Source organism: Chamaesiphon sp. VAR_69_metabat_338 (assembly GCF_031423935.1).
Classification (GTDB): Bacteria; Cyanobacteriota; Cyanobacteriia; order Cyanobacteriales; family Chamaesiphonaceae; genus Chamaesiphon.
Map to the genome: position 1 here is coordinate 1 of NZ_JANPGM010000624.1, position 26,084 is coordinate 26,084.

Sequence of the window (26,084 nt, forward strand, 5' to 3'; positions counted from 1 at the left end):
ATTCAAGCGGTGGGCGGGGTGAGTTATCTCAAAGTATTACAGGGGCCGATCGGTCAAATCCCACTGATTCCTACTGGTGGAGTGACCGAGATCGATGCCCCTGCCTTTTTGGCGGCTGGCGCGATCGCCGTCGGATTATCCGGTTGCTTATTTCCCCAAGCTGAAATTTTGCAGGGAGATTGGCAGAGGATAAGCGATCGCGCCCATCAGTTGTTGATGAGCATCAAAGTTCGATCGATTTAGAGCGAATTACAATGATAATTCGCTATCAAAAATTATTTATGAGAATAAAATTCTTGCAACTTAGAGCAAATCGAAGCGATAACAAACCACCGCAAATATTGTAGAAATCGCCGTAATCCCGATCGCAATTGCGGGATGTTGTCCTTGGGCAATAGCAAAGGTTGTCACTACGCCAGCACCGAGTGCAGCCGGTAGAGAGACATCTAATAAAGAACGACCAAATTTACTTTTATACATAGTTGTTCGAGTCAGCGAGATCGCAATACTGTGATGTTTTTGCAAATTATTGAATAGCAGCTTATCACTCGATTCAATCGTGACGGCTAGTAACTATGAGATCTTGAAACCAAAATTGATAATTAGAAATAATTCTTCATCCTCAAGTGGGGACTACTGGCTCTAAATCCTCATCGCAGAGGTCGCCTAATCGATCGGCAGTCACTCGATCGAGATACAGTAAAATCATGACTTGCTCGTGCTCTAACAAATAAAACAGATAACTATCGCGTTGAATATCTTCCATCACATCAGAGAGCATCAACATATCCACCCAATCTCGATCGAGTGCGACTGTATAGTGCCGTCGCTGCTCGGCAATTGTGTATTCCAGCCACCATTCATCTGCTTCGACATCGATGTAGTCCACAATCTCAGTTAGCCAGTCTGGATTGCCACTGAGCAGACAAAGTTGCCGTGCGATGTTTGCATAGTCGCCAGTTGTCTCGATCCCTTCCGGATCTAAATTCCAGACGCGGTTACAAATTCTCCGTCCTAAAGGTGCGCGTACCGATTCCGCACCAAAAGCATACAGCAGCAGCTTGAAGGGATCTCGCTCCAGTGCCGATCTCTCCACCACAGACAAGATATCCTCGATCGTGATGTCTGGATCGATCGCTAGACCTAATTTTACTAGTCGCTCTAACTGGGTTTCTAATTTCAAAGCTGATGGACTCCCCGAAATAGCTATTGCTTGGCGTAGATCCAGGGTACCCGCGAGGGGCACCCCTACAAATTAATTGTGTAGGGTTGCCCCTCGTGGGTACCCTCAGATCTCTGCTTCTAATATTCCTTATTTATTGGTGCAAGATGTGAGTAGCCTCGTTCTGTTGCTTCAAAAAAAGACATCCTCGAATATCAGGATGCCTTGTCGCTCAAAATGTTAATTTGGTTGTCGTTGCCAAAACTGGATCGTCGCCTTACATGACGCGTTCGATATCTACTCGCTCTATTTAGCGGAAACCTACAGCAGCTTGCCATACAAAGGCTAAAGCCAGAAAAAATACTGGAATGATCGGCAGCACATCAACCAAGGGATCGAAGAAGGCGTATGCTTCAGGCAATTTAGCAATTAAGAGTGCGGCGTCCATATTTTATTGATCCTTGTTTCCAACACGGTGACTATAGTTGTTTGATATTCTACCATGTTTGGGGGTCGAGGCGAGGACGTCAGCGGTGGCTCGATCGACTAAATTTTGCGCTGTGGCAACGCGAAGAGACTGAGTTGAGTGCAATTAATTCAAAAGTGGGTATCGGAGCGTCAAGCTTGATGTTATCACCAGCTTGACACCCGCATGAAGTCCGACGATAGACCGAAATCGAATTGGTGCAAATAATTCCCTCAAAATATAGACCGATTCAATAGATAGAACTGAGATTTTTGATTATTGATGTGCGTACTGGCGATCGCGATCGACGGATGGCATCGCGAAGGGATGGGGTTCATCTTCATCGATGACGACGAGTTGTTGGCAAGGAATTTTATCAGATAAAATAGAACTTGCCATTAGACCCGTATGGATTTCCAAATAGCTATAGCGAGGAGCTTCAAAAATCAGTCGCTGTCCGGGAAAAACGACGCGTTCAAAGTACCAATTGTGGACATTGGTAATTCTGGCAACTTGAATCTGGCTAGTGCTATTGACATAGCAGCAGCAGATCTCTTCATCAGCATTATCTGGGGGTAAAGGGTCGAGAATGTGAGGCATAATAGTCCATTTCGTCTGGTGTCCAGAGAAAGATTGACTTCTTCAAGTTAACACTCATATTTAAAGCAAAGCTGTAAACTCTACTACCGTTTTGGGCTAGTGGGGATCGCTGGGTGTCAATATGCTCCAAGGTAGATAACTAGTGTGGCTAATCTCAGTCTGAGCCTACCTTTTTGGGCTAATTTTGTGTAAAGTTATATTAAAGACACTAATAATTGTTAGGGAAGGCCAGGATCGACATCGCGATCTGATTGCCGATCGCCGGAATTGGCTCCGACAAACTATAGAAGAATTATGTCTACATCAGATTGAGGTTAAATCGACACAGGTTGCTGTTTAGCCTATTTCCGATCTCCTCCCCCTATGACCTAACTATGACTACCAAGATTCTCTACTGTCGTCTTCCCTGCAATCCAATTTTTCCAATTGGGGTGGTCTACTTGTCAGATCACGTTCACAAGCAGTTTCCCAATGTCGAGCAACGGATTTTTGATGTTGGGGCAGTACCGCCGTTAGATTATGGTACTGCGCTGGATGCCGCGATCGACCAGTTTCAGCCCAACCTATTAGTTTACTCGTGGCGAGATATCCAAATCTATGCCCCTGTCGGCGGGCGCGGTGGGAATCCGCTCCAGAACTCCTTTGAGGTTTTTTACGATCGTAACCCCCTCAAAAAGCTGCGTGGGGCACTCGGCGGCGCGCGGATGCTCACCAGTCACTATACAGAATTGTGGCGGAATATGTCGCTGATTAAGCGCGGACTCAAACGCGCCAAAAAACACAATCCAGCCACTCAATTAGTCGTCGGTGGTGGGGCTGTCAGCGTCTTCTACGAGCAATTAGCCAAGAGTTTGCCGAAAGGGGCGATCGTCTCGATCGGCGAAGGTGAAGCATTATTAGAGAAGCTGATTAGAGGTGAAGATCTCGCCCAAGAACGTTGTTATATTGTCGGCGAGGCACCGCGAAAAGGTTTGGTACATGAGCCGCCAGCCCCGATCGAAAAGACGGCGTGTAACTACGACTATATCGAAACCATTTGGCCGGAATTTAGTTACTACTTGCAAGATCGGGATTTCTATGTCGGCGTGCAAACCAAGCGCGGCTGTCCGCACAACTGCTGTTACTGCGTTTATACCGTCATTGAAGGCAAACAAGTGCGGATCAATCCCGCCGATGAAGTCGTTGCCGAAATGCGCCAACTATACGATCGCGGCATTCGCAATTTCTGGTTTACCGATGCCCAGTTTATCCCCGCCCGCCGGTATATCGATGACGCGATCGAGTTACTACAAAAGATCGTCGCTAGTGGGATGACCGATATTAAATGGGCAGCCTATATTCGCGCCGACAATCTCACGCCCGAACTGTGCGATCTGATGGTCAAAACCGGGATGAATTACTTTGAGATCGGGATTACCAGCGGTTCTCAAGAGCTAGTTCGCAAAATGCGGATGGGTTACAATCTCCGTACCGTTCTCCAAAACTGTCGCGATCTCAAAGCAGCAGGATTTGAAGACATGGTATCGATCAATTACTCTTTTAATGTCATCGACGAACGCTTTGAAACGATTCGCCAAACGATCGCTTACCATCGCGAGATGGAAAAGATTTTTGGTGCCGATAAAGTCGAGCCAGCGATCTTCTTTATCGGTTTACAACCGCATACCCATTTAGAAGAGTATGCTTTCAAAAATAATGTGATTAAACCGGGTTATAACCCAATGAGTCATATGCCTTGGGTGGCGAAAAAATTACTTTGGAATCCCGAACCGTTAGGCTCCTTCTTTGGTGAAGTTTGTCTCCAAGCCTTCCGCGATAATCCGAATGATTTTGGACGTGAAGTCATGAATATTCTCGAAGCACGGCTGGGTAAGTCTGAGCTAGAGGCAGCTCTGACTGCACCAGTTGAGGTGAAGCAGTTAGCTAAAGTTTAAGATCGCAATCGATTATCGTTTGTGAACCAAAAAGGAGGGCGATCGATCGCCCTCCTTTGTTGCTTCTACTTTCAAATTTACTAATTGCGATCGATATAGCAGTTGCCAACCTTGTTAGCACACATCCCCGACTTCTCGTTCGCGCAGCGTCTCGTTGGCGTAGCCTCTCGCAGAGAAGAGAAGAAGTCGGGGATGTAGCAGTAACGATCGAATTGTCATAATAGCCTTGGTGTTTGCTATATCTGTAACTTCCAATCTCGATTTGTCTGAGATCTAACAGCTAAAGTTAGGACGATCGAACTAGTGCTGTGACAAACCTGACTGTCTTAACCGATGTCGCAATTGCGATGTGAGGCAAATTCAGCGCGTAACTTTATTGTCCTTGCATTCTCAGAACCACCGAGAACGTCCGCAGGAGGATTTTAAAATCCAACCATGGCGACCAATGCTTGAGATAGTAGAGATCGTATTGGAGTTTGATCAATGCGTCTTCTGTCGTACTGCCATAACCGTAGTTGATCTGCGCCCAGCCGGTGAGTCCGGGCTTAACTGCCAACCGCGTCCGGTAAAACGGAATTTGCTGTTGTAACTCTTTAATAAATTGGTAGCGTTCGGGGCGGGGGCCGACCATGCTCATTTCGCCGCGCAACACATTGAGGACTTGGGGTAACTCATCCAACCGCGTTTTGCGAATGAAGTTACCGACTTTGGTAATCCGAGCGTCGCCTTTGACTGCCCATTGCGCTTTACCATTACGTTCGGCATTTTGAACCATCGATCGAAACTTATAGACAGTGAATTTAGCACCGTACTGTCCGACCCGTTCTTGTTTGTAAAAAATGGCACCAGGGCTATCGAGCTTGATGGCGATTGCTACAAACGGAAAGACGAGTGCGAAGATCGAACCGACGATTGTCCCACAGACTAGATCCAATACTCTTTTGCCGATCCGGTTGAAAGTATCGAATGGGTTCTTTTTGAGTGGCAGTGCAGAATACCATTGACTGCCGATGTGTTCTACTGCGACCTTACCCGTCAGCTTCTCATACAATACGGGCATGGGTGTAATTGCCACTCCCCGCTCGTGAAAATTAGTCAATAATTGGAGCAGATCTTCATCAATCGGGCGACTGATGGCTAGCACGACCTCATCAATGCCATGACGCGCAATTTCGGAAGTTAGATTGTGACGATCTCCTAACACTTGGACATTTTGGCAAACCTTACCATGAAGTTGGGGGTTGTCATCGATGAAGCCGAGTGCTTGATAGTGTGGATATTGCTTAAACGCCTCAGCGAGAATCGTACCTGTCACTCCCGCACCGACGATCAGCACGCGTTGGCGAGCGTGACCTACACCCCAGACCACTGCATACATCAACCGCCAAGCTAACAAGGCCACCGTTGTAGTGAAAATGGCCAGGGCTGGTGCGAACCGCAGCGTAAAACCGACTTCACTCAATGGAACTGGAGCGGTCACAAAGTAGTAAATCAGATAAATTATCCCGACGATCGTGCCACCCCACGCAATTCTCTGGGTGGTGCGCTTGACCTTGACCGCGATCCGCAAATCGTACAAGTCATTAATAAACATCCAGACCAACCAGGCTACCCCCATGGCTACAATCCACAAGGAATGATATGTTACAAATTCCCAGCTAAAGGCACGGTGAGATTGATGAGTCCAATACCAGAGGGAACCTAGAATTCCACTGACAATTAAAAAAATATCAGCTATACACAGTAGAAATTTGCGCTCGGAAAACTCCAAGGACAGCTTCATTTCTGGTAGTAAGTAAGAAAGCATTAATAAGCCTACGTTATATATATTTGTGAAATTTTTGGTTCTGCTGGAATTTATCACCACTAAAACACTCAGATCGCTTTTTCTAATAAAAAAGGATTTGGAGAGTTAGCATTCGCTCGGACAGACTAAGTTGGCTTGGTGTCGATACTCCGTCAACTTAAGTACTACTCTGGCTTGTATCGGTGTGACTAGGTTCAATACTAACTGAAATCGCTGTTTTTAAAATCAGCTAATTCTCTTAACTCAATTACCAGATTTGCGCAAAGAACCAGGTTTTGATTTTTAACTGAGATATTTCCCAGCCAGAACACGACTGAAAATCAACCATCATTGTTGAAAATCTAATGGAGCTAGCTGGCATTTATGTCAAAAATATTTGTCACTAATCCGATCGGTAGATTTCTGTGCCCCTTCTCCTCAGTTGTTGATATTAATTCAGCCAAATAGCGTAATTATAGTTAGTTACATTAAAAGATCGAGCTGCGATATGTCACTTTAGTGACTACTCTCAATTAGAATTGGCACTAATTACAGGTATATGTGCCGTAATCTAAGCTGCAACCTATAGCCCCATCTCGATCTTACTGTAATTCCGTATTTTTACTTAAAACATAGATTAAGTATAGAAAATGCACGAATATACCTGACTTTAGTTAGTTGTTAAAGTGAAATCGCAAATCGATAGAGATTGGCTCTAGGCAATTTGAGCGCGGAGCGAAAGCCAACAACACTACGATCGCGATTTAGTTGTAGTTACTTAGCATCCAATCGTGATGACAATGAAATTTAGATCGTTCGTGTCACAATTAATACGGTAGTTGAGAACGGAGATTGCGATTTGAGGGCGCGCTCTGATTTGCATTAAAAACAGAGCGGAATTGAGAACAGAAAGCTAATCTGCTAAAATAGCAACTGCAAAGAGCTGGCCGATCGCTGAGATTGTTGTCGCTTAAATATTAATTTGAGTTTACTAATTGGATGTTCCAGTTAAAGATGCCACTGCTGCGGAGATTAACTAACTTTGTCAGCACGCGATCGTATCGTCAGTTCGCGGTTTTTGGGGGCTTGGTATTGCTGTTCTTGGCGATCTACCTACCCAGCACCGCGTTGGAAACTCAAGCCAACAGTCGAAAATTAATTGAATATGGCTGGGATGCACCACTACCAAATTTCTTTCGGCAGCACATTCGCGAAATGGAGCGGCGACCCTTTGATGGTGTCATCCTCAAACTTAATGCTGGCAAAGAGGTTTTTAAAAAAACTGCGTATCCAACCAGTGCCTTTACTCAAGATCGCCGCGATCTGGCGGCAACGACATCGACTCGGCTGACAGATAATTTTGTAGTGATGTGGTCGGGAATGGATGCAGGCTGGGACTGGTTCGACGACAAAGATTGGGCGGCTGCATCCCAAAACATTGCCAACTTTGCCAAGACAGCTCAAGTCGGACGCTTGAAGGGGATTGCTTTCGATTCCGAACCTTATACTAATAGTCCCTGGAAATATTATCAACAGCCCCAGCAGCAGCAAAAAACATTTGCCCAGTACCAGCAACAGGTTCGCAAGCGGGGTGCCCAGTTTATGCAGACGCTACAATCTGCCCAGCCAGAGACTCAAGTCCTAGCATTTGGCCTGCTCAGTTGGCTCAAGGATTTGTATGCCAAACCGATCGAGGCAACTCAGCTACAGCAACAACTCGCCCGTCATGACTATGGATTGTGGCCGGCATTTGTTAATGGGATGCTCGATGCCGTGCGACCGAGTGCGACGATCGTCGAGGGCCATGAGTGGGCGTATTATTTTTACAAGACTGCTTGGTTTGATGCCGTGCGGCAGGCCATCTTTACCAATGCAAGGGTGTTTGTCGCACCTAAAAATGAGCGTAAGTACGCCCAGCAAGTTAAGCTCGGGCAATCAGTGTATTTGGATCTGCTTCTCGATGCTCTGCCTGGAGGGGTGAACGATCCGCGCACTGGTAAAACTACCCAACATTTTCTCTCACCAGCCGATCGCTTTCGCTTACTAGAGCACAACGTCTACCACTCACTGCGCACGACCGATCGCTATACCTGGATGTATAGCGAAAGTGCCGACTGGTGGCAAAACAAGATCCCACCCGGTGCCGAAGCGACGATCCGCCGCGCTCAAGCCAAGATCCGCAAGGGACAACCGCTGGGATTCGAGCTGGATGCAGCCGTAGATCGAGCTGTCAAGCAGTGTCAAGCCGTCAGCGAATATTGCTAGGCTATCCCGATCTCTCGATCGCAGCGCGATCTTAATTTCGCAGTTGCAAGCAAGGTTTTTCGACTAAATGCCAACTGATGAAGCCGCAAACATAGGTGATGCAGACAGCACAGATAAAGATTACCCAGGGTGAGGCGGACGGCAAATACCAAATCAACAGTTTTTCAGTCGGCCAGCCATAGAGATAAATTCCATAGGAAACATCAGATGTGCTGCCAAACGGTTTGAGGCTGGGAATTTTCAAGAACGCAAACCAGAAAAATACATATCCACCCAGCGTCGGTAGGGTCAATTGCAATAAACTCGGACTAAATAAGCTGACGATGACAACGACTAATGCTAGCAATGCGTACTTTTGATTGTAATGAATGCGATCGCGCAGCAAGTAAAAACAGCCACCCGCACAGAAAAAAGTCAGTAATCGAATCAGATCGCTTAAATGATGGGCAAATTCTTCAGATAATTGGGGGAAACAGGTAGCCAGCGGTAGGTTATGAACCACAAATACGCCTGCGGACATGACTAGCCAAGTCGTCGATCGGTTGAGGCCACCAATGACACCTAAGATCGCTACCAGCATATAACAGCGAAACTCATGCACGATCGTCCACATCGAACTATTGACTTTGGGGTAAGGATAACCCTGAAAAACGTTGGCTGGGGCACTGGGCGTATTTAATAATACTAAGCCTTTGAGATGGACGAACAGATCGGTAGGCCGCCAGAAATCGAGCGGCTGAATCGCTAGTGGTGTGACAATAAAGATCGACACCAGCGATGCCACAATAAAGCCGGGATAGATTCTGAGGATGCGTTTCTTAAGAAAGCTAGTAAATTGGGGCTTGCGCTGCCAACTTTGCAGAATCAGATAACCACTTAATAAGAAAAATCCATTGACAGCGAGTTCGCCAAAAGAAAGGGTATGAAAGATATTGGTCAACAGTTCCCGATGTCGATCGCCATCAATTAATTCTGGTGCATGCGATAGCAGCACGAGGATAGTCAGAACCAGCCGGATAAAGTTAAAATTATTGTCATGAATCATGGCGATGTGCGGCGATACGTAGCGATCGGTTAATATGAATTTCGGCACTGAGACTAACGGCTCGCCAGATCGTCCTCGTCTGTTGTTTGGTTAAATACACGATCTGAGTAGTTCAGACACGATCGGTGCGGTAACTTGCAAACAATATTTCGACTCTACCATCTCTCTCCCTTTGGCTCCCATCAAACGGCACAGGTGTGGATCGGTGGCTAATTTAGATAAATAATCGACCCATTCATCGGGATGAGTTGCCTGGAAGCCATTCACCCCGTGTTCGACGATCTCTTGATTGACACCGATTGGTGTCCCAATGACAGGGACAGCACAAGCCATATATTGGATCAGCTTGATCCCACATTTGCCCTGTTCCCAGGGCGTATTATCTAACGGCATAATCCCCACATCAAAATTTTGGATGTACTCGACTTCAGTGTTTTCCTGCCACTTTTTAATCGTCAAATCCAAACTGTCGAGTGTTAAATTGCCCGCACCAACAAAAGTAAACGAACAATTATGTCGGCGATCGACCTCTTGAAAAGCAGCTTCGATCGACTTCAAATAAGTACTAGTTCCCGGAGAACCAATCCAGCCAATATTAAAAACTTTACCATCATTGTCGTCGAGCGGTTTTGGTGAGTATCGCTCTAAATCGATGACTGTGGGGATAATTTCCACTCTTTTTGCGCCAGCATTGTACGCTCGCTTCGATATATAGGGATTCCCGGCAACTACCAATTTCGCATTTGCCATGACCCGATCGATTTTATGAGCGAGTAGGCTCCTAGTTAGCTTCGATCCATAGTAGTCATAAATATGAAATTGAGCATCATCATAATCGACAACATAGGGAATGTTGCCAATGAGAATTTTCTCTAGCCAGGCTGGGAAATAAGGTAACAACTCTTTTTCGACCCAGAATAAATCATAATTGCGATCGCTTATTAATCTGCCTAATCTTTGAAAATACGAAAACAATACATTTTTGAAATTTCGCTGACCTTGGTTGATATTGGCAACGTATTTATTGTCGAGTAAAGGTGCTATTGTAATGTCAAACCCCTGAGACTCTAGATAAGGTATGTATTGATAGAATCGATATCTACTGCTACCACCTAAAGAGCCGTACTTAGTCAGAATTAGTATTTTAGGAGCCATGATTTTAAATTGATAAGTATTGGATCGATCTATCTAAAGTTGAGTTAATTAAGCTGCCGTTGTGGTTCTTCTGTTAACCGCTCTTTGTCGGAAATGTCACAGAATGGACTCAGGTACATCAGTGCCAGGAATATCCATTTATAAGTAATGTTTGGTGCCGTAAAATTAGAATCTTCAAATTGAAGCTGCAAGAGGATTGAGAACATTGCTATTAGGTAGAAAGTCATTCTAATTCTTGTTGTGGATGTCAAGCATTTGTTGAATATTTTCTTCAGACAGAATGAGAAATTATTGATTACAAACAAGACATATGCTGCCAAACCAAATATACCTTGATCGATTAAAGTCGTAATAAAAACATTATGCCCCGTATGATCGAAGTAACCTAACATTCCAAAATAGCCAACTGGCTCAAATGGGTGCTTCCAAAAGTAGTCGATAGATAATGCCCAAACTGTTGTGCGACCGTTGAATCCACCCACATCTTCAGCTCCATCACCAACTCTAGCTGCAAAGATATTCTCTAAATCCTGACCATAAAAAACTACTACTAGAAAGAAGATCGCCACCAGCATGGTAAAGAATACCAGCATTGACTTGGTATTTTTCGTTAACACACCGATAAAAATCATTCCAAGTAGTAAAGTTAAAATTACGTTTCTTGACTGAGTAATGATGATTGCTGTAATAATTACTAGCATGATAAAGAACATCACGATTCGGCTATTTGCCTTAAGTGATTTGACGTTAAATACCCGATCTAGGGCTAGATAAAAAGCCATCATCAAACATGCTGCGATTGTATTTGATGCACCCCACGGCAGTGACATTAAGCCGCCATTTTCTCTTTCCAATAATACTTGCTCTAGTGTATTCTCTTGGATTGCCAGTCCAAAGTTTACAATAAAATAAACAGACATAATAAACCCAGATAAGATAAATATCAGGGCGATTTTGTTATATACTAGGATGGCATCTTTTCGGATCGAGGCAGACGAAGTAATATACATGAATATTACAAATCCGAATAGATCGAATATCGATCTAGCGAATGAGACTACCAAGTTCTGATTCATCAATGATGATATAAAGATCGAGAAGACATGCAGTAGCGCAAAAAAGGCTGGAAGCTTTAAGTCATTTGCATAATTAATTCGTTCTTTTCTGACAATAAAGTTCAGAATGATTGATATACATAGGAGTATCTCAAAAGGTAAAGCAAACGTCACCACAAAAGACCCACCTCCAGTCCCGGTAGAGAATGGTAGCAGGCACATTGATATCAGAAAGACAATATATAATTGGCTACTGTATGAGTTTTTGTCTACTGGTAGAAACATTGGTGGATTTTTGTTATGTACTGTTACTTGTCAAGGTATGATATTTTTAGGTGAAATGATTTAATTAGAAAATCTTTACTTGAAAGTTGGTGATTGCTAGGGTTCGTATTTAATTTAAGGTCGGGTTGACTTGGCGATCGATTTGAGACTTTTAAATATTTTTGCATACCCAAAGATCGTTTCTTTTGCTTGTGGAATCGAACGTTTAAGTAAGGCAAATATTATTCTTGTCACAGGCTCGATCGACAGTGATGCCAACGCGATCGTCGTAGCTTGTAGTAAATTAAAATGTTTGTAAGCATACAAGATGCGGCTACGAACAAAATAAAATAGGCGGGTAGATTTTACATTTTCAGACGTACCACCTCCCTTGTGAAAAGATCTAACATCAGCCAAATAATAGGATGACCAGCCCAGCTTATGTACTCGGTATGACAAATCTAAATCCTCAAAATAGACAAAGAAGCGTTCGTCAAACCCTTCTAATCTCTGAAATAGCTCACCTCTAATTAAATAGAAAGCTCCCATAATTTGATCGACTTTCTGAGTATTCTCATGATCCCATTCCGTCATTTTGTAGCTGGTAAGATGATTTTTTAATATTTTGTCAATCCCCAAAATATTACAGCAGAAAGTTAAAGTGCTAGGAAATCGGACACAGTTCCTCTGCACTTGGCCATGTTCATCAATAAGTTGAACTCCCACTACGCCAACTTTCTGGTGTGATGATTCCTCCATGAATGTTACCGATCTGCCGATCGAATCTTGAGAGACTCTAGTATCGGGATTTAGAAATAGGAGGTAATCAGAATTGCTAATCGCAGCACCTTGATTGCACGCTGCTCCAAAACCTTGATTTACTGAATTTCTAATGATATGCAGTGGTAGATCGAGGTGTTCTAACCCATCAATCGAACGATCTGTTGAGGCATTATCAACAACAATTACTTTGTCCAACTTAAATTCCTGGCAATCAATCTTGACGAGTGACTCCAGACATTCCCTAAGTTGATGGGCTGAATTCCAGTTAATGGTAACGATACTAACACTTGGTAACACGATCTATTTCCTCTACGATCTCTAGATTACTATAATGATTTTTGGCGACGGAATTTATACATCACTTTATCGATTGCTACTGCCGCCAGTTGACGATCTTCAGCTTCAAGAATGTATTTCCATAATATGAACCACCCGATCGCCGTTAAGAGCGTTGCAGAAATAATGTTAAACATTACATTAGTAGTGTTGCCATACTGATTATTGATAGCAAACAATAAAATTGTGGGAACGATTACCAAGAGCACGGGCTTGAAAATTGTCGCAACTAAGGACATGGGATTCGCAACCAAGATTTTCTTGGTACGGGGCAGATTGTAGGCAAAATGCATGGACACGCTTACCAACCCACCCATAAATGTGCCGATTGCCACACCATCGGCACCGATTCTTGCTGTCAGTAAAACACTAAAGAACAAGTTGGTTGCAGCTTCGAGTAATGGGGACAGAATCACCTTGCGGTGTTCGCCACAGCCGATCGCGATCGTGAAGTAAGGCCCCCCCACCTGACGCACGAAATTGGCGGCAACCAATAGCTCGAATAAGTGACTGGTATGCACGGCATAGTCAGCACCAACCCATAACGTAACTACAGTTTTCGATACCAAGATTAAGGGAAGATTCGTCGCGATTAGCAAGACAACTGCATAACGCGTAGTCGATACTAATAGTTTGCCCAAACTTTCCGGTTCATTTCGTGCCCCAATCGAAGAAGCTACTGGAATGACGGTATTGAGAATCGAGATCGAAATCCCAAAGACGAAATTGGTTAAAGTCGCTGCTAGTGCGTAATACGGGATCGATTTATAGTCAAAAAAACCAATAATGGTGGTGTCCAGACCGCTGACGATCAATAGACCTAAAGTCGAGACAGAGAGCGACAGACAGGATTCGGCAACTTCGATAATGGATTTTTTTGAGATCAGTTGCAGCGAGAGGTGATAGCCAGCAGCAATCTTGCGATAGGCCACATATTGCCAAAATCCGGCTGCTAAATTGGTAATACCGACCATCACCGCCATCATCACGATACTATGGCTGGCATTGGCGGCGAGGACGACGAGCACCCCAGCTAACAGCTTGGTGCTGCCAATAATCCAGGCGGGGATATCATACCGCTGCAAGCCGATAAAGACGGCACCAAACACCGAAAAAGGTAAAGCGACTGCTAGCGTGCCTCCCACCCACAAGAGGGCTGATTGGGAGTCCTGCTGCAAGGCTGCTGGCATGTCTGGAAATAGCTGCGGTAACTGCCAAGCTAACGCGCCAATTGCGACGATCGCGATCGATCCCGAGCCGGTGAGAATTGCGATCGCGCTGCTGATAATACTGTCGCGTTTTTTGATATCGCCCAGCTCGTTATAATGAGCGACAAACCGACCGATGACTGTCTGAATCCCCAGATCTAAGAGACTTACATAGGTACTTAATTGTAAGATTAATAACCACGAACCATAGGCATCCTTAGATAAAATTCTTGCTAAAAATGGGGGCAGCAATAACATTGATAATGCTACTGCACCCCCGCGACAGAGATTAGCAAATACATTTTTTAGGACAGTTAAATCCGACATTTAGTTATGACAAGTAGGTGAGTTGTGATTTATGTCACAACCATTTAGATATACCAGTTGCGATCTGAATCACAGCCGTTTCAAAAATTAGTTTATTCCTCGATTATACCCATAGCGATTGAGTTCTTATCTAAGTGCAATTACTGATTTATCGATCCTTTTTTGCACCTCATTTTAAAGAATTAGCAAGCTGACAGTTTTAGTCTAAAATCGAGAGGCGATCGTTTTGAAATGATGACAGTATGAACAAAATTTTAATCCTGGGTCAACAGGGTCAAGTTGCCTGGGAGTTGCAAGTCGCGTTAGCCACGTTAGGACATGTGACCGTGTGGGGATCTCAAGAGTTGGATTTAGCCCACCCAGATCGGATTCAGGATCGCGTCCGCGCCCTGCAGCCGCAGATTATTGTCAATGCTGCTGCCTATACAGCGGTGGACAAAGCCGAGCAAGAGCCGGAACTCTGTCATGCGATTAATGCGACGGCACCAGGCATTTTGGCCGAACTCGCACGGGAATCGCGCGCCTTGCTCGTCCATTACTCGACGGAATATGTATTTGACGGTACGAAAACTAGTCCCTATTTAGAAACTGATACCCCCAATCCATTGGGGGCGTACGGAGCAAGCAAACTGGCAGGCGAACGCGCGATTATCGAAGCCGATTGCGCGCATTTAATCTTGCGGACGACGTGGGTCTATGGTAATCGTGGTAAAAACTTTTTGCTGACAATTTTACGCCTTGCTGCCGATCGACCAGAACTAAAAATCGTTGCCGATCAAGTGGGGGCACCAACTTGGAGCAAATCGATCGCGATCGCTACTTCGCAAATTCTCGCTCGCTGTGGAGATCGCGATCGATCTACAGTTAAAGGCATCTACAATCTTTCTGCGGCTGGCAAAACTAGCTGGCATGGCTTTGCCAGTGAGATTGTCGATCGGTACCGCATGCAATTTCCCGATCGACAACTCCAGGTGCAGGACATTATCCCGATTCCGGCGAGCGAATATCCCACCCCCGCCCAGCGTCCGGCTTACTCGGTCTTGGATAATCGCAAGGTGCTGGCAGAGTTTGGCGTACAGCTACCAGCCTGGGACTTGAGCTTGGAGCAGTTATTTGCCCGCTGGTAGCAGATCCATAATCGCGGCCACCTTCGGCAGAATCGCATCTTTGGCCGATAAAATCGGCGTATCGATCGGCCACTCGATCGCGAGTTGGGGATCGTCCCAGATCAAACCGGCTTCATCCCCAGGCACGTAAAAATCCGTACACTTGTATAAAAATTCAGCACTGTCACTCAGTACGCAAAACCCGTGGGCAAAGTTTTCGGGAATATACATCTGCTTCTTATTCTCAGCCGATAAGATTTCCCCGTGCCATTTACCAAAAGTGGGAGAATTGCGGCGGATATCGACAGCCACATCAAAGACTTCCCCTTGAGTGACGCGGACTAATTTGCCCTGAGGGTGCTTGAGTTGGAAATGCAAGCCCCGCAACACATGCTTGGTCGAATAGGATTGATTATCCTGGACGAAGGGGTGAGGAATGCCGATTTCGGCATACTTTTGTTGCTGATAAGTTTCGAGGAAATAGCCACGACTATCGCTAAAGACTTGGGGCGCGAAGACGATGACTTCGGGGAGGTTCGTTTTAAAAGTTTGCACGATCGACTATCTTCCTTCTGTGGCTAATTTGAGTAAATATTGACCGTAAGCATTTTTAGCCATCGTCTGACCGATCTCCGCTAACTTGTCGGCTTCGATATAGCCCATCCGAAAGGCAACTTCTTCAATACAAGCGATTTTCAAGCCTTGGCGTTGTTCGATCGTTTCGACAAAGACCGAAGCTTGGAGCAAGCTGTGATGGGTGCCGGTATCCAGCCATGCGGTACCGCGACTGAGTTTATCGACTTTGAGCTGTCCCTGGTCTAGATATTTTTGGTTGACGCAGGTAATCTCTAGTTCGCCGCGTGCCGATGGCGCGATATTGTGAGCGATATCGACGACCTGATTGTCATAGAAATACAAGCCAGTTACGGCATAATTAGACTTAGGTGCGAGCGGCTTTTCTTCGATCGAAATGGCCGCGCCGTGGGCATTAAACTCGACCACGCCATAGCGAGCCGGATCGCTGACATAGTAACCAAATACCATCGCGCCTTCGGTCAACTGGGCGGCTTGCTGGAGGCTGATGCTCAAACTATCGCCATAAAAAATGTTATCGCCAAGTACGAGGGCGACGGCATCATTGCCAACAAACTTTTTGCCAATAATAAAGGCTTGGGCGAGTCCTTCCGGTTTGGGCTGGGGCGCGTAACTAATCGATAACCCGATCTGGGAACCGTCGCCTAGTAACTCTTCAAATAGGGGCAGATCGTGAGGCGTGGAAATAATCAGGATCTCCTGAATGCCAGCCAGCATCAGCGTAGACAAGGGATAATAAATCATCGGCTTGTCATAGATCGGCATCAATTGCTTGGAAATCACCCGCGTCAGCGGGTACAAGCGCGTGCCAGAGCCGCCTGCTAAAATAATCCCTTTCATGCTTCCACTCCCAAACGTTGTTGCTGATAGTTATTAGTCGCGGTCACTGTCTGACACCAATCTTGGTGGTCGAGATACCATTGGACGGTACGCCGCAAGCCAGATTCGATATCTTCTTGGGGCTGCCAGCCGAGTTGGTTGTGGAGCTTGCTAAAGTCGATCGCGTAGCGGCGATCGTGTCCGGGTCTGTCGCGGACGAATTCGACGAGTTGTTTGTGAGGACAGTGGGGCGAATCGGGCCGTAACTCATCCAGGATCGCACATAAGCGATCGACCAACCACATGTTATCTCGTTCGGCATTGCCACCAACATTATAGGTTTCGCCAGGGATGCCTTTATCGAGCACTAGGGCGATTGCGTGACAGTGGTCTTCGACAAACAGCCAGTCGCGAACATTTTGACCGTCGCCGTAAACTGGTAACGCTTTACCCGCACAAGCATTGAGAATCATTAGCGGAATCAGTTTTTCGGGGAACTGATAGGGGCCGTAATTATTAGAGCAATTGGTGATTAAAGTCGGCAGTCCGTAGGTATGGAAGTAAGACCGGACTAAATGGTCGGAACTTGCTTTAGAAGCTGAGTAAGGGCTATTGGGCGTGTAGGGCGTCAGTTCGGTAAAAGCTGGCTCATCGGGCGTAAGCGAACCAAAGACTTCATCAGTAGAGATATGTAAAAAGCGAAATAGATCGCGATCGGCATCGCTTAATTTGCGCCAATATTGCCGCGCGCATTCTAATAGATTAAAAGTACCATTTACATTGGTTTCAATAAAGCTAGCTGGGCCATCGATCGACCGATCTACGTGAGTTTCGGCAGCAAAATTGACGATCGCTTGCGGTTGGTATTGCGCCAGTAAACTATCTACGAGTTGACGATCGCCAATATCACCTTTGACAAAAATATGCCGATCGCTCTGCTGAAACTGTTCTACAGTGGCTAAATTTCCCGCATAGGTCAATTTATCTAAATTGATGACGGTGAGATCGGTAGATTTAAGGACTAGCGCGACAAAGTTGGAGCCAATGAATCCCGCTCCACCCGTAACTAAAATATGCTTTTTGCTCATTATTTGTAGATAGACTAATAATCTACGTCAAATATAACAGTAGATCTGTCAAACGAAAGCCCCTTGAGTTAAAAGTCGTAACCTCAAGTGTGCTATCGCCAGCTTTGATGACTGAATTTTGCAGCGGTAGGAATTGGGGATTAATATCGATCGACCGCATCCTCGGTGCAATTTTATACAGCCAAAAAGCGTTGGATTGTATCTTGACTCAATTCACTCGTCGCCCCCGACGCCACAATTCCACCTTTCTGCATCGCATAATAAATATCGGCTTGGCGGACAAAATGTAAGTGTTGTTCGACCAGCAATACTGAGACGCCCATCGTCGCGACCACTTGCCGAATCGCGGCTTCGATATCTAAAATAATCGAGGGCTGAATTCCCTCTGTCGGTTCGTCTAGTACCAGCAAACGGGGATTTCCCATCAAGGCACGCGCGATCGCCAATTGCTGCTGTTGCCCGCCGCTCAAGTCCCCACCCATCCGCGTCAACATCGTTTTGAGGACTGGAAATAGCTCGAAGATCTCTGAGGGAATTTTGGCAGACTGGCGGCTGTTACCTCTGGCTTCTAAACCGATTAATAAGTTTTCTTCTACAGTCAATCTGGGAATGATTTCCCGTCCCTGAGGCACATAACCGATGCCCATCCGAGCGCGTAAATCCGGCGACTTGCGATCGATGATTTCACCGTCGAGGGCGATGTAGCCCGTCCGGGGCTTCAGCAAACCGATGACACTTTTCATCAAGGTCGTTTTTCCCACACCATTACGACCGATCAGACAGACCATTTTACCTGCGGGGACATGTAGATCGACGTTGCGCAAGATATGACTTTCGCCGTAGTAGACGTTTAAATCGGAGATTTCTAACATGTGGCTTTGGGGTTACTATTGTGCGGGGAGCGGGGAGCGAACTATCTAAGAGGGTGTTTGAAAAGTCAAATTTGTTACGCCTAAACCCTAGAAAATCCCCCTAGCCCCCTTAAAAAGGGGGAACCGGATTCTTAGTCCCCCCTTTTTAAGGGGGATTTAGGGGGATTCATGCCAACTACGGGCGTCAACAATAACTTTTCAAACAGCCTCTAAAGTTGAACTGCGTTCAACTATCAACTATCAACTATCAACTGACCTTGGTTGACCGAGATAGACTTCAATTACTTTCGGATCGTTTTGGACTTCATCGATCGTGCCTTCGCATAATACCGAGCCTTGATGTAGAACAGTGACTTTTCTGGCAATTTGCCGGACGAATTCCATGTCGTGTTCGATTACCAAAATTGCATGGCTTTCGGCTAGCGTTACTAATAAGTTACCGACATTTTCTGTTTCTTCATCTGTCAGACCAGCTACGGGTTCGTCAACTAGCAATAGATCGGGTGATTGCGCCACTAACATGCCGATTTCCAATCGCTGCTTTTCGCCGTGGGAGAGGAGATCGGCAGGTCGATCGGCTTTGACGGCTAAACCGATTGTTTCTAATAAAATGCCAACTCGATCGCGTTCATCTTTGGTTCTTTGCTTGAACAATGTACCTAAAACATTTTTATGTTTGCTGGCAGCTAATTCGAGATTTTCTCTGGCTGTGAGATTGAGATATACTCGCGGTGTTTGAAACTTTCGACCGATCCCCAGTCGCGAAATTTTTTCTTCGGAGTAGCGACGGACTTTTTTACCTTTATATAAGACCTGTCCGGTGGTCGGTTTAGTTTTACCAGTAATTAAATCTAAAAATGTCGTTTTACCAGCACCATTGGGGCCGATGACTACCCGCAATTCTCCTGGCTCCATGCTGAAGTTAAGATTATTAATCGCTTTAAAACCATCAAACTCTTTAGTTAAATTTTCAGTAATTAAGATACTATCAGTCACCTTGTACCTCTTCTAGCTCTGGATAAGTTTTGAGTTGTTGCGGACGCGATCGCCAGATTTTTTTCAAGCCGATGACGCCATCGGGTAAGACAGTCACGACGAGTAAAAATAATGCACCTTGAAAAAATAGCCAGATATCGGGAAATTGCTCGCTCAACAGGCTCTTAGCAAAGTTCACGAGCAAAGTCCCCAAAATCGCCCCAATCAGCGTTGCACGACCACCAGCGGCTACCCAGATCACCATTTCGATCGAGAAGCCGATATCCATTAATTGGGGCGAAACACGTCCGGTTTGAATGGTATACAATGCCCCGCCAATCGCTGCCAGTGCCGCCGAAATCGCAAACACGACTACTTTAAATCCAGTCGGATTGTAGCCAGAAAAGCGCAACCGATTTTCATCATCGCGAATCGCGATCAAGAGATTGCCAAAGCTACCGCTTGTCAACCAGCGACAGAGAGCATAAGCCAGCATCAGCGCGATAATTGTCAGGATATAAAAGGTGTATTGATATGTGCCGACATCCGCACCCAAAATCGTTTTAAAATCGGTCAAGCCATTAGTGCCATTAAATAACTTTTGTTGACCGTTGAAAAAGTTAAAAAAGACGACGGTGGCGGCTTGCGTCATAATCGAGAAATACACGCCCCGAATTCGATTCCGAAATACTAAATAGCCTAGCAATCCACCAATAATTGTGGGAATTAAGACGATCGCCAGGATCGTAAATTCAAAGCTGTGAAATGGTTGCCAAAATCCTGGTAATTCAGTCACACCATAGAGATTCATAAACTCTGGCAGTTGACTACTCGCATCGGCGGGGATCTGCAACTTCAGATACATGGCCAGTAGATAACCACCCAATGCAAAAAAGACCCCATGTCCTAAACTCAGTAATCCCGTATAACCCCAAATCAGATCGATGCCCAAAGCCGCGATCGACAGAGCCAAGAATCGACCTAATAAACTCAGCCGAAAATCAGTTAAGATCCACGGTAAAATTAAGATTAAGACCAATGCGATCGCCACGGCAATTCCGGCTTCTAAGACTAAGGATTTGCGATTGAATTGCTTGGGTACGGTGGTTTTCATAATTTATCTCTCCGATCGATCGCCAGTTCATCATTCATAATCTCGATCTAAATTTATCTGTAACAATAGCCTAATTAATTAAAAAATCTGTCTTAGAGGGTGTCTGAAAAGTCTTATTGGCTCCGATCTTAGGTTGTAAATCCCCCTAAATCCCCCTTAAAAAGGGGGACTTTGATTCTTACTCCCCCTGCTTGGTGGAACGCACGCTGAGGAAACCTCAGCGCGATTCCATCCGCTTTTTAAGGGGGTGGGGGGGGATTGAGTCTACGCTTTTCAGACACCCTCTTACCTTCTACAGCTCGACATTCCGACCCTTTTGAGGAAAGATCCCACCCGGACGAACTTGCAAAAAGGTCATAATCAGCGCAAATACCATCACCTTTGCCATGCTAGTAGTGGCAAAAAAGGTAAAGAAGTCAGCCACTGGCTGAATCGAGGTAAATAATGATGCCATATTACCAGAACCGATTAAGTAGCTGGCGGTACCGATACTCAGTGCGGCAATAATCGTGCCAGCTAATTTACCTACGCCACCAACTACCACCACCATAAACGTATCGACGACGTAGTTTTGACCGGTATTGGGGCCGACAGAACCGAGGAGACTAATCGCACAACCAGCCACGCCGGCCAACCCCGAACCGAGGGCAAAAGTGAAAGCATCTACTTGGGCAGTCGGAATCCCCAAACAGGCACTCATCTCGCGATTTTGGGTGACAGCCCGAATTCTTAAGCCCCAATTAGTCTTTTGGAGAAATAGATAAATGCCCACCAAACAGAGGATGGTGATGACCATAATAAATAGCCGACTGTAGGGCAATTGAAAGTCCCCAATCGGCAAGCCACCGCGCAACCAAGCCGGTGCTGTGACATCGACATTCTGAGCACCAAACCAAGGTTGAGTGACTGCGAGTTTAAATGTTTGACCGAGGAAGATACTGGCGATGGTGCTAATTGCGATCGCGAGTGGTAATAGAATCGCGATCGAGATCGTCCGTATTCGATTCTCGTACCAAGAGGCTCCGCCAACGAAATTGGGGCGGCGTTTGAGTAATGACATCCCGCCAAAGAATAGCAGACAAAAGATCGCGATCGCGATCGCCAATGACCAACTGATACTCCGCACGAACTGCTGCAAAATCAAGCTAACGCCCCAAGTTGCCAATAATGTTTCTAGGGGTCTGCCATATAAAAACCGAATTACGCCGCGCTCTAAGACCAATCCAGCAGCGGCAGCGACGATAAATGCTGCGATGAGCGCAAAGAAGATATAGAACTCAAACAGGGGTGCTGGCAGCAATTTAAAGATGTTCTGGACGACGAATGTCGTATATGCACCCAACATCATTAGTTCGCCATGGGCGAGATTGATGACTCCCATCAGACCAAAGACAATAGCTAGTCCTAGCGCGGAAATCAGCAATACCGAGCCAATACTAATACCATTAAAAATTGCTTCTAAAAATCCTGATAACACGGAATTAGGGGATAGAGAATAGAGCGCAAAAATAAAAAATTAGTTTTGGTGAAAAACCAAAACTAAATGGTGGGTACTGCCCACCAATCTACAACTTAAACTAATCGCGATCGATTAGGCTTTGACTTTGTATTTACCACCTTTGGCTGGATCCGACCAATCGCAAGCATAGCCTTTAGTTTCCGCGACATATTGGTTCCAAGGAATTGGCTTAACAGCTTCTTTTGATTCCGAAACAATCTTAAACATCCCATCTGCACCGATTTCACCGATGCGGACATATTTGGAAAGGTGATGGTTATTTTCAAGCGTGACTTTACCTTCTGGCGCATCAAAAGTTAAACCCAGTGCCGCTTTGCGGACAGCTTCGAGTTCGATAGTCTTGGCTTTTTCGACAGCCATTTTCCACATGTAAACCATGATATAAGCCGCTTCCATCGGATCGTTCACTACCCGATCGGCACCGTATTTCTTCTTGAAGTTGTCAACAAAAGTTTTATTCGCTGGCGTATTTACAGTTTGGAAATAGTTCCACGAAGCATAGTGCCCTTTGAGATATTCAACCCCGATCGCTTTGACTTCTTCTTCGGCGACACTCACGGACATAACTGGATACTTATCCGGTTTTAAACCGGCACTTTGCATCTGTTTGAAGAATGCCACATTACTATCACCATTAAGTGTATTAAAAATAACTCCACCTTTGGGCAGAGCCTGTTTAATTTTGGCAATAATTGGTGTAACTTCGTTATTACCTAATGGTAGATAATCTTCACCAACTGTTTTACCACCCTTCGCTTGTAATTGCGCCTTAATGATATTATTCGCCGTGCGGGGGAAGACATAGTCAGAACCGACGAGGAAAAATTCTTTGCCTTTATTAGCTAGTAACCAATCGACGGCTGGTTCGATTTGTTGGTTGGGTGCCGCACCAGTGTAAAAGATATCTTGCGAACATTCTTGTCCTTCATATTGAACGGGATACCACAACATATGTTTTTTCCCTTCAAATACAGGTAAGACGGCTTTCCTACTAGCCGAAGTCCAGCAACCAAAGACAGTAGCGACTTTATCTTGATCGATCAATTTTTTGGCTTTTTCGGCAAATCTATCCCAGTTGGAAGCACCATCTTCGACAATTGCTTCGATTTGTTTGCCTAACACGCCACCTTTGGCATTGATTTCCGCGATCGCTAGTTGTTCGGCATCGACTACACTTTTTTCACTGATCGACATCGTGCCACTAAGAGAGTGCAGAATCCCCACTTTAATCGTGTCACCGCTAGCTGCTACAGGTGCCGCACTCGGACTGGATCCTGCCTCAGGAGACGCACTCGGACTAGCGGTGGGACTCGCACCTGGCTTGGTACAAGCATTGAGAATCATCGTCCCTGCTAACCCAGCACCACCTAAAATAATAAATCTGCGTCGCCCGAATTGATTTGCCATGAATATATATTTTTGCCCTTAGATACAATATTTGCTGGCTGAGATAATAGTCTTAATATCTCAGCGTCACTGTATCTTACAGCACAAAATACCTACATTTTACAAAGCTTTATACTAGTCGATCGGTTGTTACAATCTGAAATCAAACTGGTGGCAGCTCGGCGTGAAATCTCTCAACGAACTTAGTTAAATAACTTAAAGAAGTTTTACTTAGCTAATTCGCTGTTGAACTCATTAAAGCTCCGTCGCTTGAGTTCGATCGAGTCTTTGCGTGGCAATAGATCGAAGACATTCCGCATTGCATCATCTACCTTTTCAAATGAGATAACTCCCGCTTCATTGAGCCGAACTTGGCCATCTTTATCGATGACTACAGTTTGCGGAACTGTACCGCCATAATAATAGCCAGCTTCGGTCTGTGGATACTTTTTATTTAGGGCTAAACTATCGACAGTTACCGGAATAAAGCTAGCAGCTTTGCCATAATAGCCTTGCAACTGGGAAATTGTCGTCGAATATTTTTTACAGTCGGTACTATCATCGATATAGAATACAATCAAAGCTGGTTTTTTAGCTTTGAGAGAATCTACCAATGAAATTTTTGCCGGTACTAAAGACCCGTTACCCGCATAAAGCACGAACACATTACCGTCATACTTGTCATCTTCAATTCCTGCCAAAGCTGGATTGGCTAATAGACAAGTAAAAGCCAAGATTGTAGTAGCGATCGTCACCGATTTCAACCAGCTACTAGCCAATCTCTGCAACAATCGCAGCCAGATCGATACCGTAGATCGATCGAGTAATATTTGGGACATATAAATTAGCTAAGTATAGTTTCTAAAAATCTGGAGATGTACACAAGAGTAAGGCAAGATAACCCTATCAATTATCAATTATCAACTTTCAACTCCCTTCACCGCCTCTAACATCCACGAAAAATAGAACCGAGTCTTTGTAGTTGCTTTTCGGTTGATGGTGAAACCTTGGGCTTCCAAAATTTTGACGATGTCTGTTTCCTTGTGGAGATAAGAACGGGTTGCCTTACTCGCACCAGGAAAAAAGCTACCAATCTTTTTGAGTACACTAAAACAAGGAGTTTTAGGTGCAAAACTGATAATCAATCGCGACTGTGCCATCGATGCGAGATGCGAAATCATTTCGCCAGCTTTTGCTTGGGGATAGTGAATTAACACATCCAAACAAATCACTGTATGGTAGCTACCAGTGAGGCTTTCGAGATCGCTGACACTGAAGCTGGGATTATTGTTATTCCCAAAGAGTTTAGCCGCAATTTCTTTGCCTTCCCCGACCATCTTCTCAGAAATATCGCTCGCACTGACGATCGCTTTGCGCTCCGCCAAGGGAATGCTCAACACGCCAGTACCACAGCCCGCATCGCAGATGGATAAGCCCTCTAGGTTATTATCGGCATCCAACCACTCCAGCAGCGTGTCTACAGTCTGCTGATGCCCCGTACGGATGTCGAGCTGTACCTTATTAACCTCGCCATCGCCATAAATCCGCTGCCACCGCTCAAATCCCGTATTGTTAAAATATTCCTTAACTACGGCCTTATCATCTACTAAGTCCATTGAAATTTAAGATCTAAAATTTATAACCATTATACCTATCGGTAGATCGCTATAGCAGGAGATCGGTGGAGGTGGGGACGGAGCTTAACCTAACCTCAAACAGAGCTGACACTGAGAGCCTTTCAGCAATCCCACTCGATGCCAAAAAATATCCGTCAACGGTGACGTACATTGCACTTAAAGTACATCAGTCGCGACGGGCATCGATTGAGACAGGCATTCTAGTCAGAGAGTTTTTCGCCTCCAAGTTTAAGAACTACTCGATCGCGATCGTGGCCGATCGGGAAGAGAAGCAGATCGGGTTAAAATGGGATTAGAGCAAGGTTGAATGAATCAAGATGAGCGAACAACTACTGACAGCGATTAATGATACCTTCGATCCGTGGCGACCTTTACTCGCAGGCGATCCTCTCTATGTAGACTGTAAAAGTGTGCGAGGTGATGCCGATATTATTCGCAGTCTGGGCAATAGCATTCTGAGATCGAGCAATAATAAATGTCATCTCTACGCTGGACATCGCGGCAATGGTAAATCTACCGAATTATTGCGACTGAAACAGCATTTAGAAAGTAAAGGTTGTTTTGTCGTTTATTTTGATTTTTACAAAA

The 26,084-nt window shown here is 45.2% G+C and carries 23 protein-coding genes and 2 pseudogenes; 5 read left to right on the forward strand and 20 right to left on the reverse strand.

Annotated elements, in window-relative coordinates:
• Positions 1 to 243 (forward strand): annotated as a pseudogene (locus tag RMO84_RS17160) (ketohydroxyglutarate aldolase); the annotation flags it as partial.
• A gap of 60 nt (positions 244 to 303) precedes the next feature.
• Here the strand turns inward: RMO84_RS17160 and RMO84_RS17165 are convergent.
• The 4 genes from RMO84_RS17165 to RMO84_RS17180 all read right to left on the reverse strand — a co-directional run bounded on the left by RMO84_RS17165 (position 304) and on the right by RMO84_RS17180 (position 2,228).
• A complete protein-coding gene (locus RMO84_RS17165) occupies positions 304 to 480 on the reverse strand; it encodes a hypothetical protein (protein WP_310489652.1) in 177 nt (58 codons plus the stop codon).
• 142 nt (positions 481 to 622) lie between these two features.
• Entirely contained in the window at positions 623 to 1,183 is a 561-nt protein-coding gene (locus RMO84_RS17170) for a hypothetical protein (RefSeq protein WP_310489653.1), read from the reverse strand.
• Positions 1,184 to 1,472: 289 nt separating this feature from the next.
• Positions 1,473 to 1,610, reverse strand: a complete 138-nt coding sequence (locus RMO84_RS17175) for a photosystem II reaction center protein K (RefSeq protein ID WP_309730197.1) — start codon at positions 1,608 to 1,610, stop codon at positions 1,473 to 1,475.
• Between the two features lie 294 nt (positions 1,611 to 1,904).
• Complete coding sequence (locus RMO84_RS17180) at positions 1,905 to 2,228, reverse strand: DUF1830 domain-containing protein (RefSeq protein ID WP_310489654.1); 324 nt, start codon at positions 2,226 to 2,228, stop codon at positions 1,905 to 1,907.
• A gap of 374 nt (positions 2,229 to 2,602) precedes the next feature.
• On the opposite strand from RMO84_RS17180, the gene RMO84_RS17185 reads away from it, so the two are divergent.
• On the forward strand, positions 2,603 to 4,162 hold the full coding sequence (locus RMO84_RS17185; RefSeq protein WP_310489655.1) for a photosystem II high light acclimation radical SAM protein: 1,560 nt from the start codon (positions 2,603 to 2,605) through the stop codon (positions 4,160 to 4,162).
• A gap of 373 nt (positions 4,163 to 4,535) precedes the next feature.
• On the opposite strand, the gene RMO84_RS17190 is transcribed toward RMO84_RS17185, so the two are convergent.
• Positions 4,536 to 5,969 carry a sugar transferase gene (locus RMO84_RS17190; protein ID WP_310489656.1) on the reverse strand — a complete coding sequence of 478 codons (1,434 nt, stop codon included), beginning with the start codon at positions 5,967 to 5,969 and terminating at the stop codon, positions 4,536 to 4,538.
• Between the two features lie 978 nt (positions 5,970 to 6,947).
• On the opposite strand from RMO84_RS17190, the gene RMO84_RS17195 reads away from it, so the two are divergent.
• Positions 6,948 to 8,213: a hypothetical protein gene (locus tag RMO84_RS17195; protein ID WP_310489657.1), complete on the forward strand. Its 1,266-nt coding sequence runs from the start codon at positions 6,948 to 6,950 to the stop codon at positions 8,211 to 8,213.
• Between the two features lie 31 nt (positions 8,214 to 8,244).
• Here the strand turns inward: RMO84_RS17195 and RMO84_RS17200 are convergent, their stop codons facing one another.
• The 5 genes from RMO84_RS17200 to RMO84_RS17220 all read right to left on the reverse strand — a co-directional run bounded on the left by RMO84_RS17200 (position 8,245) and on the right by RMO84_RS17220 (position 14,317).
• Positions 8,245 to 9,306 (reverse strand): acyltransferase, encoded by a 1,062-nt coding sequence (locus tag RMO84_RS17200; protein WP_310489658.1) that lies wholly within the window; start codon positions 9,304 to 9,306, stop codon positions 8,245 to 8,247.
• 42 nt (positions 9,307 to 9,348) lie between these two features.
• Positions 9,349 to 10,413 (reverse strand): glycosyltransferase family 4 protein, encoded by a 1,065-nt coding sequence (locus tag RMO84_RS17205; RefSeq protein WP_310489659.1) that lies wholly within the window; start codon positions 10,411 to 10,413, stop codon positions 9,349 to 9,351.
• Positions 10,414 to 10,457: 44 nt separating this feature from the next.
• A complete protein-coding gene (locus RMO84_RS17210) occupies positions 10,458 to 11,423 on the reverse strand; it encodes an O-antigen ligase family protein (RefSeq protein WP_310489660.1) in 966 nt (321 codons plus the stop codon).
• Between the two features lie 444 nt (positions 11,424 to 11,867).
• Complete coding sequence (locus RMO84_RS17215) at positions 11,868 to 12,812, reverse strand: glycosyltransferase family 2 protein (RefSeq protein WP_310489661.1); 945 nt, start codon at positions 12,810 to 12,812, stop codon at positions 11,868 to 11,870.
• A gap of 29 nt (positions 12,813 to 12,841) precedes the next feature.
• On the reverse strand, positions 12,842 to 14,317 hold the full coding sequence (locus tag RMO84_RS17220; protein ID WP_310489662.1) for a hypothetical protein: 1,476 nt from the start codon (positions 14,315 to 14,317) through the stop codon (positions 12,842 to 12,844).
• A 311-nt stretch (positions 14,318 to 14,628) separates the two neighbouring features.
• Between RMO84_RS17220 and rfbD the strand changes: the two genes are divergently transcribed.
• Positions 14,629 to 15,513 (forward strand): dTDP-4-dehydrorhamnose reductase, encoded by an 885-nt coding sequence (rfbD, locus tag RMO84_RS17225; RefSeq protein WP_310489663.1) that lies wholly within the window; start codon positions 14,629 to 14,631, stop codon positions 15,511 to 15,513.
• Here the strand turns inward: rfbD and rfbC are convergent.
• From rfbC to bchM, 10 genes are all read right to left on the reverse strand, one after another.
• Positions 15,496 to 16,047: a dTDP-4-dehydrorhamnose 3,5-epimerase gene (gene rfbC / locus RMO84_RS17230; RefSeq protein WP_310489664.1), complete on the reverse strand. Its 552-nt coding sequence runs from the start codon at positions 16,045 to 16,047 to the stop codon at positions 15,496 to 15,498. The genes rfbD and rfbC overlap by 18 nt on opposite strands.
• A gap of 6 nt (positions 16,048 to 16,053) precedes the next feature.
• Positions 16,054 to 16,926 (reverse strand): glucose-1-phosphate thymidylyltransferase RfbA, encoded by an 873-nt coding sequence (rfbA, locus tag RMO84_RS17235; RefSeq protein ID WP_310489665.1) that lies wholly within the window; start codon positions 16,924 to 16,926, stop codon positions 16,054 to 16,056.
• On the reverse strand, positions 16,923 to 17,993 hold the full coding sequence (gene rfbB / locus RMO84_RS17240; protein WP_310489666.1) for a dTDP-glucose 4,6-dehydratase: 1,071 nt from the start codon (positions 17,991 to 17,993) through the stop codon (positions 16,923 to 16,925). The genes rfbA and rfbB overlap by 4 nt, the downstream gene beginning before the upstream one ends.
• Before the next feature lie 173 nt (positions 17,994 to 18,166).
• Positions 18,167 to 18,865: an urea ABC transporter ATP-binding subunit UrtE gene (urtE, locus tag RMO84_RS17245; RefSeq protein ID WP_310489667.1), complete on the reverse strand. Its 699-nt coding sequence runs from the start codon at positions 18,863 to 18,865 to the stop codon at positions 18,167 to 18,169.
• A gap of 240 nt (positions 18,866 to 19,105) precedes the next feature.
• Complete coding sequence (gene urtD, locus RMO84_RS17250) at positions 19,106 to 19,861, reverse strand: urea ABC transporter ATP-binding protein UrtD (protein ID WP_310489668.1); 756 nt, start codon at positions 19,859 to 19,861, stop codon at positions 19,106 to 19,108.
• Positions 19,854 to 20,954 (reverse strand): urea ABC transporter permease subunit UrtC, encoded by a 1,101-nt coding sequence (urtC, locus tag RMO84_RS17255; protein WP_310489669.1) that lies wholly within the window; start codon positions 20,952 to 20,954, stop codon positions 19,854 to 19,856. Before urtC ends, urtD begins: the two co-directional genes overlap by 8 nt.
• Before the next feature lie 292 nt (positions 20,955 to 21,246).
• Entirely contained in the window at positions 21,247 to 22,431 is a 1,185-nt protein-coding gene (locus RMO84_RS17260; RefSeq protein ID WP_310489670.1) for an ABC transporter permease subunit, read from the reverse strand.
• A 114-nt stretch (positions 22,432 to 22,545) separates the two neighbouring features.
• Complete coding sequence (gene urtA / locus RMO84_RS17265) at positions 22,546 to 23,880, reverse strand: urea ABC transporter substrate-binding protein (RefSeq protein ID WP_310489671.1); 1,335 nt, start codon at positions 23,878 to 23,880, stop codon at positions 22,546 to 22,548.
• A 206-nt stretch (positions 23,881 to 24,086) separates the two neighbouring features.
• Positions 24,087 to 24,698: a thylakoid membrane photosystem I accumulation factor gene (locus RMO84_RS17270; RefSeq protein ID WP_310489672.1), complete on the reverse strand. Its 612-nt coding sequence runs from the start codon at positions 24,696 to 24,698 to the stop codon at positions 24,087 to 24,089.
• 81 nt (positions 24,699 to 24,779) lie between these two features.
• Positions 24,780 to 25,475, reverse strand: coding sequence for a magnesium protoporphyrin IX methyltransferase (gene bchM / locus RMO84_RS17275; protein WP_396135889.1), 696 nt, complete (start codon positions 25,473 to 25,475; stop codon positions 24,780 to 24,782).
• A 338-nt stretch (positions 25,476 to 25,813) separates the two neighbouring features.
• Here bchM and RMO84_RS17280 point away from each other — a divergent pair.
• A pseudogene (locus RMO84_RS17280) lies at positions 25,814 to 26,084 on the forward strand (ATP-binding protein); the annotation flags it as partial.

Excerpts from the sequence above, each read along its gene's own strand:
- RMO84_RS17165 (WP_310489652.1), bottom strand. The coding sequence starts at position 480 with ATGTATAAAAGTAAATTTGGTCGTTCTTTATTAGATGTCTCTCTACCG.
- RMO84_RS17175 (WP_309730197.1), bottom strand. The coding sequence starts at position 1,610 with ATGGACGCCGCACTCTTAATTGCTAAATTGCCTGAAGCATACGCCTTC.
- RMO84_RS17180 (WP_310489654.1), bottom strand. The coding sequence starts at position 2,228 with ATGCCTCACATTCTCGACCCTTTACCCCCAGATAATGCTGATGAAGAG.
- RMO84_RS17185 (WP_310489655.1), top strand. The coding sequence starts at position 2,603 with ATGACTACCAAGATTCTCTACTGTCGTCTTCCCTGCAATCCAATTTTT.
- RMO84_RS17190 (WP_310489656.1), bottom strand. The coding sequence starts at position 5,969 with ATGCTTTCTTACTTACTACCAGAAATGAAGCTGTCCTTGGAGTTTTCC.
- RMO84_RS17195 (WP_310489657.1), top strand. The coding sequence starts at position 6,948 with ATGTTCCAGTTAAAGATGCCACTGCTGCGGAGATTAACTAACTTTGTC.
- RMO84_RS17205 (WP_310489659.1), bottom strand. The coding sequence starts at position 10,413 with ATGGCTCCTAAAATACTAATTCTGACTAAGTACGGCTCTTTAGGTGGT.
- RMO84_RS17210 (WP_310489660.1), bottom strand. The coding sequence starts at position 11,423 with ATGTATATTACTTCGTCTGCCTCGATCCGAAAAGATGCCATCCTAGTA.
- RMO84_RS17220 (WP_310489662.1), bottom strand. The coding sequence starts at position 14,317 with ATGTTATTGCTGCCCCCATTTTTAGCAAGAATTTTATCTAAGGATGCC.
- rfbD (WP_310489663.1), top strand. The coding sequence starts at position 14,629 with ATGAACAAAATTTTAATCCTGGGTCAACAGGGTCAAGTTGCCTGGGAG.
- rfbA (WP_310489665.1), bottom strand. The coding sequence starts at position 16,926 with ATGAAAGGGATTATTTTAGCAGGCGGCTCTGGCACGCGCTTGTACCCG.
- rfbB (WP_310489666.1), bottom strand. The coding sequence starts at position 17,993 with ATGAGCAAAAAGCATATTTTAGTTACGGGTGGAGCGGGATTCATTGGC.
- urtE (WP_310489667.1), bottom strand. The coding sequence starts at position 18,865 with ATGTTAGAAATCTCCGATTTAAACGTCTACTACGGCGAAAGTCATATC.
- urtC (WP_310489669.1), bottom strand. The coding sequence starts at position 20,954 with ATGAAAACCACCGTACCCAAGCAATTCAATCGCAAATCCTTAGTCTTA.
- urtA (WP_310489671.1), bottom strand. The coding sequence starts at position 23,880 with ATGGCAAATCAATTCGGGCGACGCAGATTTATTATTTTAGGTGGTGCT.
- RMO84_RS17270 (WP_310489672.1), bottom strand. The coding sequence starts at position 24,698 with ATGTCCCAAATATTACTCGATCGATCTACGGTATCGATCTGGCTGCGA.
- bchM (WP_396135889.1), bottom strand. The coding sequence starts at position 25,475 with ATGGACTTAGTAGATGATAAGGCCGTAGTTAAGGAATATTTTAACAAT.